Origin of the sequence: Weissella paramesenteroides (genome assembly GCF_036327715.1) — a bacterium.
Taxonomy (GTDB): domain Bacteria; phylum Bacillota; class Bacilli; order Lactobacillales; family Lactobacillaceae; genus Weissella; species Weissella paramesenteroides.
This window is the reverse complement of sequence record NZ_CP130559.1, coordinates 684610-704281: the sequence shown is the minus strand read 5'-3', so window position 1 is coordinate 704281 and position 19672 is coordinate 684610. Positions and strand designations below refer to the sequence as shown.

At 39.6% G+C, this 19672-nt stretch carries 18 protein-coding genes and 1 riboswitch; of the genes, 1 reads left to right on the top strand and 17 read right to left on the bottom strand.

Annotation, left to right across the window (positions count from 1 at the left end; genetic code table 11):
* Window position 1 precedes the first annotated feature (1 nt).
* From QRX23_RS03495 to QRX23_RS03415, 17 genes are all read right to left on the bottom strand, one after another.
* Complete coding sequence (locus tag QRX23_RS03495; RefSeq protein WP_330155937.1) at window positions 2–607, bottom strand: non-canonical purine NTP pyrophosphatase; 606 nt, start codon at window positions 605–607, stop codon at window positions 2–4.
* A gap of 1 nt (window position 608) precedes the next feature.
* Window positions 609–1907: a bifunctional folylpolyglutamate synthase/dihydrofolate synthase gene (locus QRX23_RS03490; protein ID WP_150190541.1), complete on the bottom strand. Its 1299-nt coding sequence runs from the start codon at window positions 1905–1907 to the stop codon at window positions 609–611.
* A 251-nt stretch (window positions 1908–2158) separates the two neighbouring features.
* Window positions 2159–3109, bottom strand: a complete 951-nt coding sequence (locus QRX23_RS03485; RefSeq protein WP_330155936.1) for a diacylglycerol kinase — start codon at window positions 3107–3109, stop codon at window positions 2159–2161.
* Between the two features lie 96 nt (window positions 3110–3205).
* Window positions 3206–4651 carry an Asp-tRNA(Asn)/Glu-tRNA(Gln) amidotransferase subunit GatB gene (gene gatB, locus QRX23_RS03480; RefSeq protein WP_330155935.1) on the bottom strand — a complete coding sequence of 482 codons (1446 nt, stop codon included), beginning with the start codon at window positions 4649–4651 and terminating at the stop codon, window positions 3206–3208.
* Window positions 4651–6108 carry an Asp-tRNA(Asn)/Glu-tRNA(Gln) amidotransferase subunit GatA gene (gene gatA, locus QRX23_RS03475; RefSeq protein ID WP_002827527.1) on the bottom strand — a complete coding sequence of 486 codons (1458 nt, stop codon included), beginning with the start codon at window positions 6106–6108 and terminating at the stop codon, window positions 4651–4653. Before gatA ends, gatB begins: the two co-directional genes overlap by 1 nt.
* On the bottom strand, window positions 6108–6419 hold the full coding sequence (gatC, locus tag QRX23_RS03470; RefSeq protein WP_040760292.1) for an Asp-tRNA(Asn)/Glu-tRNA(Gln) amidotransferase subunit GatC: 312 nt from the start codon (window positions 6417–6419) through the stop codon (window positions 6108–6110). Before gatC ends, gatA begins: the two co-directional genes overlap by 1 nt.
* Before the next feature lie 51 nt (window positions 6420–6470).
* Window positions 6471–7871: an RsmF rRNA methyltransferase first C-terminal domain-containing protein gene (locus QRX23_RS03465; RefSeq protein WP_330155934.1), complete on the bottom strand. Its 1401-nt coding sequence runs from the start codon at window positions 7869–7871 to the stop codon at window positions 6471–6473.
* Window positions 7872–8050: 179 nt separating this feature from the next.
* Window positions 8051–8869 carry a Cof-type HAD-IIB family hydrolase gene (locus QRX23_RS03460; RefSeq protein WP_330155933.1) on the bottom strand — a complete coding sequence of 273 codons (819 nt, stop codon included), beginning with the start codon at window positions 8867–8869 and terminating at the stop codon, window positions 8051–8053.
* 42 nt (window positions 8870–8911) lie between these two features.
* On the bottom strand, window positions 8912–11278 hold the full coding sequence (locus QRX23_RS03455; protein ID WP_330155932.1) for a Xaa-Pro dipeptidyl-peptidase: 2367 nt from the start codon (window positions 11276–11278) through the stop codon (window positions 8912–8914).
* Between the two features lie 178 nt (window positions 11279–11456).
* A complete protein-coding gene (locus tag QRX23_RS03450; protein ID WP_002827533.1) occupies window positions 11457–12266 on the bottom strand; it encodes a DUF4097 family beta strand repeat-containing protein in 810 nt (269 codons plus the stop codon).
* Between the two features lies 1 nt (window position 12267).
* Window positions 12268–12885 (bottom strand): DUF1700 domain-containing protein, encoded by a 618-nt coding sequence (locus tag QRX23_RS03445; protein ID WP_330155931.1) that lies wholly within the window; start codon window positions 12883–12885, stop codon window positions 12268–12270.
* Entirely contained in the window at window positions 12878–13192 is a 315-nt protein-coding gene (locus QRX23_RS03440) for a PadR family transcriptional regulator (protein ID WP_002827535.1), read from the bottom strand. Before QRX23_RS03440 ends, QRX23_RS03445 begins: the two co-directional genes overlap by 8 nt.
* Window positions 13193–13380: 188 nt before the next feature.
* Window positions 13381–14775 carry an Nramp family divalent metal transporter gene (locus QRX23_RS03435; protein WP_150190530.1) on the bottom strand — a complete coding sequence of 465 codons (1395 nt, stop codon included), beginning with the start codon at window positions 14773–14775 and terminating at the stop codon, window positions 13381–13383.
* 448 nt (window positions 14776–15223) lie between these two features.
* Complete coding sequence (locus tag QRX23_RS03430) at window positions 15224–15712, bottom strand: DUF1456 family protein (RefSeq protein WP_330155930.1); 489 nt, start codon at window positions 15710–15712, stop codon at window positions 15224–15226.
* Window positions 15713–15714: 2 nt separating this feature from the next.
* Window positions 15715–16638 (bottom strand): ribokinase, encoded by a 924-nt coding sequence (gene rbsK, locus QRX23_RS03425; RefSeq protein ID WP_131473731.1) that lies wholly within the window; start codon window positions 16636–16638, stop codon window positions 15715–15717.
* A 92-nt stretch (window positions 16639–16730) separates the two neighbouring features.
* Window positions 16731–17720, bottom strand: coding sequence for an aldo/keto reductase (locus QRX23_RS03420; RefSeq protein ID WP_330155929.1), 990 nt, complete (start codon window positions 17718–17720; stop codon window positions 16731–16733).
* A 33-nt stretch (window positions 17721–17753) separates the two neighbouring features.
* Window positions 17754–18725 carry a ribose-phosphate diphosphokinase gene (locus QRX23_RS03415; protein WP_166434906.1) on the bottom strand — a complete coding sequence of 324 codons (972 nt, stop codon included), beginning with the start codon at window positions 18723–18725 and terminating at the stop codon, window positions 17754–17756.
* 172 nt (window positions 18726–18897) lie between these two features.
* Window positions 18898–18989: riboswitch (TPP riboswitch) on the top strand.
* A gap of 119 nt (window positions 18990–19108) precedes the next feature.
* Between QRX23_RS03415 and QRX23_RS03410 the strand changes: the two genes are divergently transcribed.
* Window positions 19109–19672: an ECF transporter S component gene (locus tag QRX23_RS03410; protein ID WP_040760294.1), complete on the top strand. Its 564-nt coding sequence runs from the start codon at window positions 19109–19111 to the stop codon at window positions 19670–19672.

The following is a 19672-nucleotide window of genomic DNA, read 5'->3' as shown; positions in this document are numbered from 1 at the left end:
ATTATGCTAATTCGCCAGCTTGTTGTAGTTGGCTTTTCATTTTAATTGCTGCCCGACCACGATGTGCGTAATGCACACGCTCCGGCATATCGATTTCGGCCAAAGTCAACCCATTCTCAGTTTCTAACAACTCATCCAGCCCATTCCGATTACCGCGTGGTGTGTCTGCTAACACAACACCACCCTTACCTTCGGACGTATAAACAACATTTTGTGGTGTGACAACCACAAAATGTGCTAACAGATAGGCATCACGAGGTGCTGCAGCTGGTAATTGTTGGAGGACATATTGGTTAATTTCATCATCCCCGCTCAAATGATGTACCTTAAATTCACGCATGGTTGTGACACCAAAATGATCTGGAATTGCTGGAATAAATAATGCAGAATCATCAGCTAAAATATATTCATTAGGTAACAAATTATGAATGGTTTGTGCCTTGACCAATGCGTTGGTAGCCATATCATCTGTTGTTTCTGGTGGAAATGTGATTTCATCAATTAAATGACGATAATTGAGACCTTTTAGCCCTAGTACTGCTAAATAACGAACCATCTCATCGGTCTTATGAGTATTGTTTGAGGCAATAACAAAACGTGTCATCATGTTAAATTTTCTCCTCTCTTTCGATAGCTCGTAACGTATAAAATGATCCGGTCACCACGATTAATGCTTTTGATGACTCCCTAACTTGTCTGGCAAGAGAAATAGCGGCTGTTGAGTCATCAGCAATTTCAACATCAACATTGCTCATCATCACAATGTTTGCCGCTAATTCATCAGCTGACATTGCATTCTTTGCATCAGGTGTTACGGCAATTACCGTTGACACATAAGGTAGTAATTCATCCAGCATGTCCATATGATTTTTACCTTTAATCAGTCCCAAAATAACAATGGGCTTAAAAGGTAAATGCCATGAACGAATAGCCGCCACCAAACTGGTGATACCATGTGGATTATGGGCACCATCATACAAAATATTGTTTTCACTATCATATTCCATACGACCCGTGATTTTAACATGGGCAAGGGCTTCCGCAACCGTCACATCGGACAATGCAATCCGCTTGTTCTTCAAAATTGTGACGACTTGTAAAACAGTGCTTAAATTATTTGCCTGATAAGCACCCGTTAATGACAATTTCAACCCTTCCAGCTGGTCTGCATTAACAACTAATCCCTTTGGTGATGAACGAATTAAAGTAATTTGTGGCTTTGGGTAAGGATTCCAAACTGCGCCAACTGCTTTGGCCTTATCACGAAGAATGTTAAAAACAGCAACATCTTGCCCCGGATAATTGACCACTAAACTTCCTGGCTTAATTGCACCAGCAACGTTCTCAGCAATTTTAATAATGTCGTGGCCAAGCATTGTTGAATGGTCATCAGAAATTTTTGTGATAGCGACAACCAATGGCTTTTCAACAACATTTGTCGCATCGCCAGTACCACCCAAACCTGCTTCAATAATCGCAAACTGAACTTCTTGTTTTGCAAAATGACAAAGGGCAATCAAGGTCCACAGCTCGAATTTGGTAAGTGTTTTTTCATCACCACCATGATTTTTGATTTCAATCATAATTCTTTTATAGTGAAACATCACGTCTGCTTCGCTAATCATTTGTCCATTAATCGTGACAACTTCACGATCTGACAAAATTGCTGGGGTTGAAAAGTGACCGACCCGATAACCTGCCGTTGTCAAAATTTTACTCAACATCACGCCAGTCGATCCTTTACCATTTGAACCAACAATATGGATGACTGATAATCGTCGCTCAGGATGACCAATCCAATTCAAAATTTCTTTTAACATGCCTACACGACTATGTTTACTTGGTGATAATTGCCAATCATCACCCAAACTTGCTTCAAGTTGTCGATACGTTTCAACGGTGCCCATACGCAAACCAGTCCTTCATCTTTTTGTTCATCAAACGACTCTCTAAATTTTTATTTTATCATATATCATTCTTGCTCGGCGGAACATTCTGGATAATTATTTACGAATCATTCATATGATAAAAAAATCTGGGACAAAACTAGCCATTGTAGACTGAAAGGGGCAATAATCTACCTATTTGACTGCGGTAGATTATTGCCCCTTAAACGTGTTCCAAAAGACTGAAGCCGATTGTCACACTTTCTATAAAATTATTTTTCAAATAACTTAATTGGTGCTGCAACTAACGTATCTGGTGAAATATCATCAACATTGGCAACGATTTTAATATGTTGCTTGTGGTTAGTGAATGTCACTGGTGCATCGCCACCATATTCCCCATCCAAATTAATCATAATCTTATCATTTTTAGTTGATGACACTTCAACTTTTTCAGATTTTACATAAATCAAATTTGGATTATTAATATGCTTACCCATTAGCACTTCCGTAATCAAGTTCAAAATCTCAGCGAACTTGGTTGTTTTCACAATAAGCAAAGTAAATTTACCATCATCTAATTTTGCATCTGGCACAATTTGTTCAAAACCACCCACAGAATTCGTCAATGCCAAAAAGAACATTGCTGACTTACCGTTAAATTCACCGTCATCATATTTGACATGGATATCCATCGGCTTGATGCTAGTCAACATTTCAGCACCTTTCACCACATATGCCAAGTAGCCATACATTGACTTTAATTTAGATGGCACAGAATAAGTGAGTTCTGATAAAGAACCACCAGCTGCGATGTTGATAAAGTATGAATCATTGGCTTGCCCAATATCCATCTTGGCTGCTTTTCCTTTTAGAATAACCTTCGCTGCTGCCAATGGGTCTTCACGCGGAATGCTCAATGCACGTGCGTAATCATTGGTTGTACCAGCAGGAATAATGGCTAACATTGGCCGTTTATCTAATGGTGCGATACCATTGACAACCTCATTGATTGTGCCATCGCCACCAGCGGCAACTAGCAATTCAAAGCCCGCTTCCGCAGCTCTTTTCGCTTCAGTCATGGCAGAATTTGGCTCAGGAGTTGTCGCAAAGGCGCTCGTTTCATAACCAGCTTCCTCATACACATCCAAAATATCGACTAAATCACGTCGAATGGCTTCACGACCAGAAGTTGGATTATAGATAATTCGTGCTCTTTTCATTCCGTCTTGCTCCTAATTTTTAATATATGTATGACATCAGAACAGATTACCTAATTCTGATGTCGATAGTGAGCCGTTTTGTCTCGCTCTGATATTTTATTCAGGCTTGCGTGCTTGCAAACCAGCTAACAATAACTTGTTAACGACTGCTGGGTTAGCACTACCCTTTGTTTGCTTCATAATTTGACCAACCAAGAAACCAACCGCACGATCTTTTCCATTGTGGAAATCAATAATTGATTGTTCATTCTTATCCAAAATTTCGTCAATCAATGGTGTCAATACTGCTGGATCAGATAGTTGCTTCAAGCCGTTCTTCTCGACGAATGCAACAGGATCGTCACCCTTAGTGATTGCCTTAAAGACTTTTTTGGCCATCTTTGTTGAAATTGTGCCATCATCGATCAACTTGATCATATCTGCTAAGTGAGCTGGTGTTAATGGTGTATCCTCCAAATCAGCTTGTTGCTCATTCAAGAAGGCATTAACATCTCCCATCAAGTAGTTAGCCGTACGCTTTGGCTCAGCACCAAAACTAACCGTCTCATCAAAGAAGTTTGCCATTGCTAGCGTCTGAGTCAACACTTCTGAATCATAGACTTCCAAACCAAGCTCATCAACATAACGTGCTTTACGGACACTAGCTGTTTCTGGCAACTTTACCTTCACTTCATTGACCCATTCGTCAGTAATATGCACTGGTGTCAAATCAGGCTCTGGGAAGTAACGGTAATCATCTGCTGTTTCCTTAACACGCATCAATACAGTTTCACCCGTTGCTTCATCAAAACGACGAGTCTGTTGTTTGATGGTACCACCAGACATATAAATCTTTGCATGGCGATTTTCTTCAAATGCAAGTGCCTTACGGACATAATTAAATGAGTTCAAATTCTTCAACTCAACCTTTGTCCCATACTCACTTGAACCAACTGGGCGAATTGAAATATTCGCGTCAACACGCATTGATCCTTCTTGCATCTTCACATCAGAAATACCAGTAAATTGAATCGCTTGGCGCAATGCTTCTAGATAAGCATAAGCCTCATCCGGAGAAGCAATGTCAGGTGCACCAACGATTTCAATTAGGGGGGTTCCCTGACGATTCAAATCAACATAAGAATAACCATCAGTTCCGTGGGTATTCTTACCTGCATCTTCTTCAACGTGTAATTCAGTAATACCAACACGTTTCTTTTTACCTTCAAACTCAATTTCTAGCCAACCATTGCGACCAATTGGTTGTTGTTGTTGCGTAATTTGATAGGCTTTGGGATTATCAGGATAGAAGTAATTCTTACGATCCCAGTGTAAATCGCGAGTAATATCAGCATGTAGTGCTAATGATGCCATCATACCGTATTCTAAAGCACCCTTGTTTGCCTGTGGCAAAACACCAGGATATCCCCAGTCAATCACATTGGTGTTCGCATTAGGCTCAGCACCATATTGAACAGGAGAAGGTGACATCGCCTTCGAGTTAGTCTTTAACTCAACATGGACTTCTAGTCCAATCGTCGTTTCAAAATTTGGCACTGCCATTAATCCTTACCTCCTGGTACTTTTTCAAATAGACGTGTTGCTTGCTCAAATGCATAGGCAACACGGTAAATCGTTTCCTCTTGGTAGCGGTTTGCAATCAATTGCATACCAACTGGCAAGCCATCAACAAATCCAGCTGGTACTGACATACCTGGTAAGCCGGCCATATTGACAGGAATCGTCAAAACATCGTTCATGTAAGTCACTTCAGGGTCGTCCTGATTAGCACCAAAGTCATAAGCAACATTTGGTGTCGTTGGCGCAACGATTAAATCATAATCTGCAAAGACCTTTTGGAAATCATCATTCATCAATGTTCGTACTTGTGCAGCTTTCTTAAAGAAAGCATCGTATGAACCAGCTGAAAGTGAGTAAGTACCAAGCATAATACGACGCTTCACTTCATCACCGAATCCTTGGGTACGCGTTTGGACATACAAGTCTTCTAAGCTTTTAACGTTTTCTGGACGGAATCCATAACGAATACCATCAAAACGTTGCAAGTTTGATGATGCTTCAGCAGAAGCCAAGATATAATAAGCAGCAACCCCATACTTTGTATGTGGTAATGATACTTCATCTACCGTTGCACCGAGTTCGCGTAATTGATCGATGCCGGCACGAATGGTCTCTTTGATACTATCGTCAACTCCAGCGCCAAAGTATTCTGTTGGCACAGCAATCTTCAATCCAGAAATATCACCATCCAAATGAGCAGTAAAATCAGGAACGGCTTGATCTGAAGAAGTTTGATCATGGTCATCATGACCTGCCATTGCAGCTAACACAGTCGCATTATCTTTGACACGACGCGTAAACACACCTACTTGATCAAGTGAAGATGCAAAGGCAATCACACCCCAACGAGATACACGACCATAAGTTGGCTTCATACCAACGATACCGTTGAAGGCTGCTGGTTGACGAATCGAACCACCAGTATCTGTTCCTAGTGCAAAAGGTACTTGACCAGCAGCAACTGAGACCGCTGACCCACCTGATGAACCACCAGGTACCTTGGTTTGGTCCCAAGCGTTCTTGGTCTGCTTATAGTATGATGTTTCAGTCGTTGATCCCATGGCAAACTCGTCCATGTTTAACTTTCCAACGCCCACTGCACCTTGTTCACGTAAACGTGAGACAACAGTTGCATCATAAATCGGCTTAAAATCTTCCAAAATTTTTGATGCGGCAGTTGTTGGCACATCCTTGGTAATCAAGTTATCTTTGATACCATAAGGAATACCTGACAAGACATTATCTGGATCAATACCCGCTTCATCAATAGCAGCAGCTTCGGCCAATGCCTTTTCTGACATAGTTGCTAAGAATGCATCATATTTTGCATCAGTTTGCGCAATATTTGCTAACGTCTCTTTCACTAAGTCAACTGATGTGATTTCTTTATTTACAAGTTGCTCATGTAACTTTTCAATGTCTGTATGCAAAAAATTCATTAACCTTCAGCTCCCCCATCAAGAATTGCAGGCACTTTAATCAAAGTGTCTTGGTGTTCTGGTGCATTGTTTAGCAATGATTGTGATTGTTGTGCGTTAACCGCAACATCATCTCGTAATACTGTCTGCATCTCAGTCACAGAATATGTTGGCTTCACATTTTCTGTGTCCACCTCAGCTAATGTTGTCACAATATCAAATATTTTACCTAAATGATCTGTAAACATATCAGCTTCTGCATCTGTTAAAGCTAACTTTGCTAAGCTAGCCACATGTTCAACTTCTTCACGCGTAATTTGCTCGTTTGCCATGTTAATTCCTTTCATGCTTTAATATAGCTATTTTACCAAAAGATTTTATATTTAGTATATGTCATCTGCCAAATTCGTTTGATTCTCATGCACAATAAATCGCAAGCCCTTTGGATAAAAATTTTTCATTTGTCGATTGACTAATTTACCAAAGCCGACACCATTACCATTTAACTCTAGTAAATACCAGCCGTTTGTTAAATTTTCGACAGACGATGGTAGCATGAATGTGTCGCCATGGACATACTGACGCCATTCCTCATCATTTAATGTATAACGTTGTATAAACTGGTCTGGATGAAGAGCCAACGCCAACGCCAAGCTAGGTTCAAAACGTTTTTTCTTAAATGTGCCCAAATGTAATCCAGCTCGCAATACTTGTAACCCCTTTAAGTCCGGTGTGCCAGTTGGTACTGCGTAAAGTTGATCACCAAATGCTAATAAAACACCTGGTTGATAGTTTGGCAATAATTGTTGTTGAAATTTTTTCCAATACTGTCGCTGTTCAGCTGTTAAATTCGTTTTGGCTAATTTTGGCTCCTTAGCCGGCACCACGTCAGTTGGCTGATACTGCAACTTTGCCATAAAATGGCCTTCACCAGCAACGGATTGTGGAAATAACCGTACTGTTTTAGCTAATTCTGGATTACCATCTGCCCATGCTGGACGACCATCTGACATACCGTCATGTTTTGGCACATCAACCAAGTGTAAGTCTGGATATTCGGCTAATAACCAAGCAATAATCTGTTCATCTTCTTCAGGAGCAAATGTACAAGTTGAATATACCAGTGTTCCGCCTGGTTTTAGCATTTTCATCGTTTCTACTAAAATTTCGCGCTGACGAGTCGCATTTTCTGCCGGATAATCCTTATGCCAATATTGCATTGCATCTGGATCTTTACGGAACATCCCCTCACCTGAACAGGGTGCATCTAAAACAATCCGGTCAAAATACTGCGGAAATTTTTTCGATAATTCTTGTGGGGAATGATTCGTTACCAAGGCATTTTGAACACCAAATCGTTCAATGTTTTCACTTAAAATTTGTGCACGCTTACGGAAAATCTCATTCGACACCAATAAACCTTGCTGATTCATGAAAGACGCTAGATGCGTTGATTTACCACCTGGTGCAGCTGCCAAGTCAAGCACTCGTTCTCCAGGCTGTGGTTGTGCTAATTCACCGACCAGTTGTGCAGATGGCTCTTGTGAATAAATCAGGCCCGTCGTGTGATCAACCGAATGACCTTTTGCGACGCCGAAATAACCCCACTTGCCCCATGGAACTTGACCATCTGTTGGCGTATCATACAGTTGCTGATTTGCTTTTAACGGGTTAATACGAAAAGCTTTCACAACTGGTTGATCAAATGCGGCAAAGAATTCATCTGCATCATCGCCCATTAATTGACGGTACTTTGTCTGATAATCTGTCGGTAACTCCGCCATTTCATAAACTCCTTGTCCTATATATAATAATTTTATTCTACACGTTTTTGCACTATTCAAAAAGTGTTTTTAATGAAGTTATAACTGTCCTGGCAGATTAATAACTACGATCACTGACAATGATAAAAAGGCGTTGACCTACCCCATCTAACTTGGTAGATCGACGCCTCTTAAATGTTTTAAATAATTTGTTCTAAGTACTTTGCTAAGCCATCTTCATCATTTGTATATGATGTGATATCATTTGCAATTGCTTTTAAAGCTGGTTGACCATTCTTCATAACGACCCCATGTGTGGCATAGTCGATCATCTCGTAATCATTCATACCATCTCCAAAAGCATAGACATCATCCTTTTTAATATCAAACGCACGTTGCATGATTTGCAGCCCTGTATCCTTTGCAACACCTGCGGGTACAATTTCTAGTACTGGTGAATCTGCACCCCAAGTGTTAACAGTTACCCGATCAGAGCCATAACGATTAGTCACATAGTCTTGAATCAATGCCTGATGCGTACTATTTTGTGCTTCTATTAAAATTGAATTGATATTCGTTTTTAAATTTAATCGGTCTAACATATGGTAGGTGTCTGTCGATTGCGGAAAGAAAAATGCTTCATTCGGGTTTGTTGGTCCGATATGACTGTTTGTCCAGACATCTGCACGACTTTCCGCAACTACCGATTTGATTGCCATGTCTGCCGCGTTTTCAATTAAATCAAATGCAATCTCACGATCAACCTGGTATGAATAAGCATAATCCCACAGTTCATTTGGAATTTCACCAAGTGCCCCATTAAAATTGATCATTGGTGACTTTAGGCCAAGTTGATGATAAATATCCATTGATAAACGCACTGGTCGACCAGTAATTATGGCAACAACATGCCCAGCTTGTTGCATTTTTTGAATAGCTTGCCGTGTTCTTTCAGAAACTTCCCCTGCATCATTCAAGGTTGTTCGATCTAAATCAATACCAATTAATTTACGTCCCATCGCTACGATCCTCTTTTACTCTCTCATTTCCCACAATGTTAATTATTCACTAGGCACAACTGGTACTAATAGCTGGCTATGCTTGGTATCAATTGTATAAGTGATTTTTTGATTGCCACGCACGGTCATTTCAAAATCAGTACCATAAATGACAATTCCTAATTGATGACCAGCCGTTAACTGATACAGAGTCGGCTGCAGTGTCAGTGTTAGATCAACATATTCGTCTGGACGTAAATCATTGACTCGCCAAGCATTTTCTCGATTTTGCATATTGATATGCCCAATCGTAATCATTTTATTGGGCGTTGTTTTGGCTTGTTGGAACTCAACTAAGGGGGTTGGCTGCCAATTGATGCCACGATCAATTTGACTGCCCTGTGGTACAGGTTTTGTTGTCAACCGACTAGCATCCCCATAGTCTACAAGCATTGCACTCACTAATCCCACATTAGTTGAAGATTTAATCCGCAATTGTAGTGATACCTCACCATCAATTAGCAAATCTTGCTTTTGTTTTGGTTGTAAAAAGACAACCCGTGAATGATCCAATTCATGAGCATCACGGTCAATCATCAATGAACGCCAGTGATTATAATCTTGACTATATGATGTATAAGCTAATTTGGTTTGCTTATCTGTATAGCTAACTGGTGTTTGCACATTGGCCAATGAAATTTTTGTAGGCGTCGTTGTACCCCAACTCTGACGTGTTTCCCAAGTTTCCGGTGCTTGATTACTTTGCCAGGTTAAATCAGGCAACTGCTCACCCGCATGATTTTCTACATCATATAATTTATAACTTAACCATAAATTCATCTGGTCACTAAAATCTAATGACCGATTATTATTAATATAAATATGTTGTCCTTGATGCAAATAGAGCTTCTTCACCACATCTAGTTCTTGCAGCTTTTGATAAAGACGGAAAACTTGGCGTGGTTTAACATTCCAATCATTCAGACCATGAACCATCACAATATCTGCCTTAATATTTGATACATTTTTTAGATAATTACGGGCATCCCAATAAGTATTATAATTTCCGGTCGTGCGATCCATATCGATAACCGTTTGCTTTTGAAATTGCTCCCATTGTGTCTTGGTACGATGCCAATCGCCTGCATCTTGCATACGAGAATAAACCAGCTCTGCCAGTACATCCATGTCTTCTCCTGGAAAACCACCTGGTGCAATCACAAGACCATTATCACGATAATATTGATAGTAATCAGAAATAGCTGCTTCTGAAATAACTGTTTCTAACCCTGCAACACCAGTGGTCGCTACTGCTGTTGCTAACGTTCCTAAATATGACTTACCAGTCATGGCAACCTTACCATTTGACCAATGTGCTTTAATCGTTACGCCACTTTTTCGGTCAACAAACGCGGTGCGGTTACCGGCCAACCATTCCACAACCGCTTGCATACTGATGACTTGTTCAGGTGAACCAGTATCTTGCATCCCATCTGAATAACGGGTGCCAACGCCAGACGAATAGGCTACTGCAAAACCACGTGATAAGAAATAATTATTTAAATCAACATGTGATGTTGGATAAAAAGTTTCTGTCGCTGTCGTCGCTTCACCTGTTTGTTCGTGTGCCGTTAACTTTTTGGGCGCAGCTGGTTGATACGCAATATCTTCATAGGTTAAATCATTTGGCACTTTCCGCTGTAATGGTACATTAACATCGTGCAATTTCTTATCACTCTGCACATCATTTGTCCCCTGATAATAAGGTGAAGCGGTAAACAAAGTGGGTACTTGTTGTGACGTTGTTGGTCGAATAATGTCAACACGAACCAAATCTTTGATGCCATCGTCATCCGTATCTAAATCCGTTTCCACATAGACAACTTCTTTAATTAATTGATTAGTATCAAATGTAGCCAAGGCTTTACCATTAAAAAACAGTGACTGATTCGTTGCTTTAAAATATTGATGACTGACTAACTCATCAATAAGTTGCAATCCGCCTTTCGTATGTGTCGTTAATAGATCATACCAAGCATTTAACACATCATCCGTGTCCCACTCACCAGGTTTATTGTGTAATGGTAGCCCAATTTTTGCCACCGCTTTTTCCGGATCAGCTAATGTATAATCAATCGATTCTAAAAAATTTAATAGTTGCAAGGCAAGCGCATCAAATTCACGTACTGTGACTTGTTGACCTGTTGCCAAAAAAGTTGCTAAATCTTGTTGTTCACTGACCATATAATCATCAAACTTTGTTGTTACAGCCGTTGATGTCGCTGCTTGTTCTAACAATGCTTGTAATAAAGGTACGCTCCCCTTTGAAATGGCCGCTTGAATTTTTTCATCATAAAAACCGATCGACGTCAGTTCATTTATCTTTTGTTCGAAAGTCGTTTCGATAACCCCAAATTGATTTATTTTCATATTTCACTCTCCATTTCAATGACTTCATTATAACAAAGATTAAAACATAATGAGAACATATAAAAAAGGTCGGAACACCAGAAAATGTTCCAACCTATTCAACTAAAAATATATTAATTATATGCTTGTAAGTTTGACAGCATAAACGTGTTTCAAAAGTCTGAAACGCTATAATTTTCTATTTAATGGTTACATCATTATTGGCACCATTAATTGTTAAGGCTTTGCTTTGGTCTCCCGTATGATAATCATTATCGGCTTGATCAGCACCGCCAGCATAGATACTGCTATCTTGGTTTGCCACATTAATACCTGGTACATGAATTGTGTGTAATTCGATTTGTTGATTATCGCCCTGCATTTGACTAGCTTGTTTCAACGTTAGATTATGGGCCTTAAAGTAGCCATCCCCACTATTGACGTGTAGCGTATCTGCCGTCACATTTTGCAGACGATAATTACCACTATCACCTTGCATATCAATTTTCTGGGCAGTCAATTGATTTAAACGCACACCACCATAATCATTACGCACCGTCAAATTTTTAGCAGAAATATCTTGTGTCGTTATCCCACTACCATCGGTTGTTAAGTTTAAGTTGTCCAAATTAACTTTGTAAGGTACGGTCACGACAACCGTTTGACTAGACTCCTCGATACCGAAAATTGGATTGTTTGATTCACGTAACGCTAACTTTAATTCATCATTCGTCGTGTTTAAATTCAATTTACTATCAAGATACTTGCCAGACACTCGCCACTGACTACCTCGCACAACTCGTACATACGAATTCGAACCACCATCAATGGTTATTTTTTTGAAATTCTTATTATTAAACTTTTGGTTAATCTTGTGTACCTTCACAATTTTTGGACCATTATCCCAAGTAATCGTCGTTTTTGCTCCGGTTGATAATCCAGTAACAATCATGGCACCACCAATAACCATCACACTACCACCAGTAATGAGTGTTGCTTTTAATCCCATTTTAGTGAGCCTCCTTTACACGGTTTTTACTCAAGAAACGATGACCAACCCACTTCACAAACATGACCAGCATCTCAAATAACCAACGTGTTAATCGCCAAACAATCGGTGCAAAGAAGATGACTGCACCTGTTAGCAGCAAGCCAGCTCCCATAAACAACAAACCTGTTGGTACAGACTGCCACAATAAAATGACCCCATTTACAAAGGCAAATAAACCACCTGCCAATACACCGATAATCCCTGCATAGATAGCAAATAATATTCCCAAGAAGGCAATAAATGCACCAGCTAATAGACAGATTAGACCGATTGCAACAGGAATTAAAATTGGTGAGGCAAATAGTCCTAGAATGATTAACCAAATCAAATTAACCCGGTTCTTTGTTCGTTCACCAGTTGGAATATTTTCATCTGCCGTTTCATCATTTTCAATAAAATATTCAATTTTTAATGAACGAGCAAACTGCTTTGGGGTCCCATATTTTTCTTCAATTTCTTTAATCGTGTAACCTGCATCTAGCATTTGCTCTTCGTAAAATTGTAATAATTCTTCACGTTCATCAGCAGGAATATCTTTTAGATTTGATCTAACTGCTGCTAAATACTCTTTAATCATCGCTCTCCTCCAATAATGAATTCACGGCCACGCGGAATTCTGCCCAAGCTTGGCTGATTTCATTCAAATGTGCCCGACCTAAATCAGTCACGTGATAGTAACGTCGATTTCGACCTTCAAATGGTTTGTCGTATGTTTCTAAGTAGCCATCGCGCTTCAATCTTCTTAGAACGGGATACATCGTTGATTCGCTGACGCCCAATAATTCTTGCATCGCCTTCGTAATGATATAACCATATGTATCTTCCTTGGTTAATACGGCCAATACAGAACCATCGAGTACCACCGTCGGTACTTGAATATTCATGGCTATTCTCCTTATTTTTGTATATTATATCTTGTATATCATTATGTTATACGACGTATAATGATGTGTCAAGAATAAAGATTCCAACAATTTCTATCTAAAGCGAAAAAAAGAGACCGATTTTTTTAAATTCGGTCTCTTGATACATTTACTATTCAATTACATTCTAAAATGATTAACTTTATTAATTAACCAAATATCTGTCCAACAATTTGGACAACTAATTGGATATTTAGCCCTGTTAAAACAATAAAGACAATCCATGCTATCCAAGTCATCCATTTTGGATTAGCAAAATCTTCACCCATAACCTTCTTCGAAGATGTGAATGCAATTAATGGTGCCATTGCAAATGGCAAAGCAACTGACAAGAATACCTGTGAATAAACAAGTAACTGATCAAGCTTTCCTTCATTACCGCCATAAATTAACGTAAAGGCAACAACTGGAATTAAGGCTAAACCACGGGTAATCACACGACGTAACCACATTGGCACCTTTAAATGTAAGAAACCAGTCATTATAACTTCACCAGTTAAAGTTCCAGTAATGGTTGAATTTTGTCCTGATGCTAGCAATGCAACCGCAAATAGTGTTGATAGAATTGGTGAAGCAATGGCTCCCGCAATTGAACTATCACCTAACGCATTGTACATTTGTCCAAAAGTACCAACTTGATCACCATGTCCGAAAAACAATGATGCTCCCAAAATCAATAGAAATGAATTAACAATAAAAGCTAATGACAATTGAATATTTGAATCCCATGTCATAAACCGCACACCCTCTTTTAACTCTGCTTTGTTTTCACGGCTCACTTGGCGTGTTTGTGAAATTGATGAGTGTAAATACAAGTTGTGTGGCATAACTGTTGCCCCAATAATACCTAACGTCATTACTAATGGCGAATCTGCACCATGAATACCATGCGTACTAACTGTTTGTAATTGTGGTAAATAACCACCAAATAATGCGGTTAGATTAGGATTTGATGAAACTACTAGATATCCGAAAATAAATAGAATGGTTAAAATAAGTGTTACAACAATTGCTTCAATTTTTCGGAATCCAAAGCGCATTAATAACAATAGCAACACAACGTCCAACGCCGTCGTCAGTACAGACGCAATCATCGACCAGCCAAATAGCAAGTGTAACGCAATCGCACCACCGATAACTTCAGCAATATCTGTCGCCATCAAAGCTAACTCGGAAATAATCCAAAGTATAATGCCGCCTGTCTTATTTGTACGATTACGTGTAGCTTGTGCTAAGTCTTCATGCTTTACCATCCCCAACTTACCAGCCATGTATTGTAGCATCATTGCAATCAATGATGAAATCAAAACAACTGAAAGCAAAGTGTAATGATAAGTTGCTCCACCAGCCACCGAAGTGACCCAGTTACCAGGATCCATGTATCCAACGGCAACTAATGCACCAGGGCCTGAAAACGCCCACAATTTTCTCCAAAAAGAACCGCCTTTTGGCACAACTACAGAACCATTGATATCGCCTAAACTATCATCTGCAGCTGCGTCTTGAACCAGCGTTCTATTTTTTGCCATTTCTTTTCCAGACATGACAACCTCCCATGATACGTAAAATGTCGTAACAAGGCAGTCCCAGTGTACTATTTACTTTTGTATATAGTGCTAAATAGAATTCATAAAGATTTTCGTTCAACTTGGTTGTTGAAAGCTTATGACTTTTACTTAACCGGGGCTCTCCTTACCCGCAAATTGTATTTTACTCGTTTACAACAGTGGTTGCAACCATTTGTTTTGCGCGTTTTTACTTTTTTTTCACAAAAATATCAAAAAGTTTATTCAATGACGGTTTTAATTTTTATCGTTAACTAAAAATTAAAACGTTTTCACTTAAAACATTTGCTTAAAGTCGTACTTTAAGTAGCAATTTAGACTGCTAAAAAAGCCATCAACCTACCAAATTAATTGGTAAATTGATAGCTTTAAACGTATCAAACTGCGTTATACACTGGCTTCAAAACGATTTTTGTCTCGATCTTACTTAGCCACGTAAACTATTAGCCATACCCATTAGTAATTTACGCATGAATTGATCACCAACAACTAGATACTTAGGATGTGACTTGCGCCGCAACATGGCACCAACTTCACCTTTGGTGACTTTGAAATCTGCTGCTGCCCAAAAACCAAGTAAATCTTCATTTGTATATGCCATGGCAATCTTGATTTTCTTAATTACTACGTTATTAATATCATTATCACGTTGCATGCTATAATCTGGCGCAACTATTGAACCATCGGGATTTGTTTTATGTCCTCGCTGAGAAATAATCAATCCATTCATGAACTTTTCTAAATCGTGTCGTGATAATTGTGCATCTCGTGCACTATCTTGATCTGGTTTAGCCATAATAGCTAGATATGTTTGCTTATCAAGTACCAGTCCACCTAGTTTGAAAATCGTCATCATATCTTTACTATTAATATTGAAAATATACTGTAGTCTTCGAACAATATCGTTATTATGCATAATTAATGCCGGACTTCCTTCATTTTTTCAAGAGTTGGAATCGATGGTTGTGCGCCAGCTCCTTGTACCGTCAGTGCAGATGCCGCACTAGCAAAACGAACACTTTCAACAATATTTTTCATATCTGGTGTTAATTTAGTCGCCAGTGCACCAATAAATGTATCCCCTGCAGCTGTCGTATCGACCGCCTTAACCTTTAAAGCAGGTTCAAAATCATGCTGGCCATTAGCCAGTTGATAGTAGGCACCGCGCTCACCAAGCGTAATGATCACATTTTTGGCACCCATTTCTTGCATTTTATTGGAAGCATTAATCATCGATAGGTCATCATTTACTGGAATACCAGTAATAATTTCTGCTTCGGTTTCGTTCGGCGTAATAAGATCAGTTAACTCCATTAACTCTTTTGGAATTGTTTTACGTCCGGGTGCTGGATTCAAAATTGTCATGACACCCGCTGATTTTGCAAGTTTAAATGCTTGTAACGTAGCGACGACTGGCGTTTCAAATTGTGCAACCAGTACATCCGAAGATTGAATAGTCTCTTTTGCTTCATCAACGTTTGTTTCACTAATGCATTGATTAGCGCCTCCTAGAATGAGAATTGTATTATGTGAATCGCTCTCTAATAAGATATATGCTGCCCCAGTACCGACATTAGCAAGCTGGGCAACATGGGTTGTATCCACACCATCTTCTTTTAGAGCATTCAGCAATAATTCACCATTCTGATCTTGCCCAACAGCACCGATAAAATGTACTTGGGTACCTAAACGCTGTGCTGCGACTGCTTGATTAGCCCCTTTACCACCAGGTGCAGTGGACGCATCAGACATCGCCATCGTTTCACCTTGTACAGGCAAATGATCAATATGTAAAATCGTATCAGAATTCAATGAACCCAATACTGTTACCTTTCTCGTCATTCCTCAATCCTCCTAACATGACTATTCACAAAAAAATTGTTTATTTTCAGTCAATCTATCTAGAAAATAAACAATTCATTTACATCAAATTTTTAACCTTTTAAGATAGCATCAATCTTTGTTAATTCTTCAGCAGATAAGGTCATATTATCAGCAACTTTCACATTGTCTAATAAATGATCAACTGAAGAAGCACCAATAACAATTGATGGCACACGTTTATCCCGAAGTAACCAAGCCATGGCTAGCTGTGCTAAAGTTTGTCCACGATCGGCCGCTACTGTATTCAGAGCATTTAATTTGGCTACCGCACCTTCAGGATCGTCCTTGATAAACGCATTGGTACGGTGTAATGGCATGTCTGTTGGAAAACCATTTAAATAGCGATCCGTCAACAAGCCTTCAGCCAATGGTCCATACGCAATCAATCCCGCATGATGTTGATCTAAGGTTGCCAACATATCAGTGTCTTCTGCTTCACGATTAAACATATTGTATGACATCTGGTTACCAATGAATGGTGTATGTAACTCATCAAAGATTTTACTAATTTCTGCCACTTGCTCAGTCGTATAATTAGACACACCAACGTACAATGCTTTTCCCTGACGAACCATTAAGTCTAATGCTTCAGCAGTTTCACGCAAATTTGTATTTGGATCCCAACGATGCGCATAAAAAATATCCACATAATCTAAATGCATTCGCTGCAATGACAAGTCCAAAGCGGCCGCTAAGGTCTTTTTACCCGAAAACTGTCCTAGTGGTCCGGGCCACATGTGGTATCCAGCCTTTGTTGTAATAATTAATTCATTACGGTAAGGATGTAAGTCTTGTTTATAAACGGCGCCAAATGTTTCTTCTGCTGTACCATCTGATGGGCCGTAATTTGAAGCATTATCAAATGAAAAAATACCATTATCAAAAGCTTTTAACATCACTTCTCTTGAATTAGCTAGTGGCTTTTGGTCTCCCAAATTACGCCACAATCCAAATGATAACGCTGGTAAAATCAATCCCGAATCTGCGACCCGGCGATATGGCATGACTTCATAACGATTTTCTGCTGCTGCATAGACCATTACGGTACCCCCTAAATTTCAATTTGATTAAGATTATAGATTTACTTCTGGTTTGTTATTTGAACGTAGTAGCACATCAATTTGTTTGTGCTCATGAATACGACGAATTGCCTCAGCAAACAAAGGCGCAACAGATAGTGTTGTAAATTTTGAACTCTGCTTTTCTTCAGGGATGCGTAAAGTATCTGTGAAGATCAGACGTTCGATATTCTTATCAGCCGCCAAATTTTCAGCTGCCTGTCCAGACAGAACTGGGTGAGTCGCTGCAACATAGACTTCAGTTGCACCATTAGCTAGTAGCGCCTTAGCTGTCATTTGCACACGATAACCAGTATCAACGATGTCATCAACAATAATGGCCCGACGCCCCTTCACGTCACCAACAATTGCATCAGCAGACGTTGGGTCAGACATGGCAACATTGTCATTGACAATTCCCCATGGTGCGCCAAGTAAATCAGCAAACTTACGTGCGCGACCAGCACCAGTATGATCAGGAGAGACAACCACCAAGTCGTCTGTCAAATTGCGACTATAGAAATAATCTGTTAACAGTGGTGCCGCCTGCAAATGGTCAACTGGAATATCAAAGAAGCCTTGCAATTGTGCAGCATGTAGATCCATTGAAACAACCCGATCAACACCGTTCATTTCAATGAGTGAAGCAACCATTTTAGCAGTGATTGGCTCGCGTGATTTTGCTTTGCGATCTTGCCGAGCGTAACCCAAATAAGGAATAACCAGTGTGATTTGTCCCGCAGATGCACGTCTCAGCGCATCAACAACAATCATCATTTCCATAAATGCATCATTAACCTCTTCAGCAATCGGTGCGATGACATACACATCGTCGCCACGAATACTCTCTAATATTCGCTCATATATTTCACCATCCGCAAAGCGCTTGATATCTAGCTGCGTTAACGGCATATGTAATTCTTCTGCCACTGCATTTGCTAGTTCATGATTAGCAGTTAACCCTAACAACTTTATTTGAGATTCCACGAGTGAACTCCTCCATTTCTCACCATCAACTGTCGTCACATCTATTTTAACAAAATATAGTTCTTTACGATATCCTTTATACGATTATCTGCCCCTATTATGCATTGCATTATCGGTACAATATAATTTATTTGCAAATTTATAATATTACTATTATACTTGGATAAGCGAATCAAACAAGCTGGGGTGCCATAAAGCTGGCTGAGATAATACCCATAGAACCTGAGCAAGGTAATGTTGCTAGGGAGCTTGGTTTGTTTACCATGACAGTAAACGAACCCCAGTATCGGTGTGTACAAACGCCATTGATACTGGGGCTTTTTTTGTTACCAAAGCTTCAGCGATTCGATAACATTTTATTTTTAAGGAGGTTTGCAATTATTATGCAAACAGTTAATGAATCAAAGGTTAAGTGGTCACTACGCGATGTGATTTTCTTAGCAATCATCGCAATTTTTTTCGGTGTTATTTTTGAATTATGGAGTGCGGCTTATTATGCGGTCGCTGCTACCCCGCTAAAACCCTACGCGAATGATTTAACTTTAGGTGTTTGGTTGATGGCTGGACCATTAGCAGGTGCGATTCTACAAAAAGTTGGTAGTTCAACAATTGGTGAGGTACTAGCCGCTGCTGTTGAAATGCTACTATTCTCAAGTTGGGGCGCTGCCAACTTAATTTCTGGCTTTGTACAAGGAATTGGGACAGAATTGGGATTTGCTGCAACTGGCTACAAGAACTGGGATAAACTAGGCCTTGCCCTTTCTGTATTGACCACAACAATTGTCACGTTCATTTGGGACCTATTTAATAGTGGTTATGCCGATTATAAGCCAGGAATGATGATTACCCTATTCATTATTCGTTTGATTTCTGCCGGTTTCTTTGGTGGTGTGTTAGTTTACTACATCAAGAAACTTGTGACAAAGTCTGGATTACTAAAACGTTAA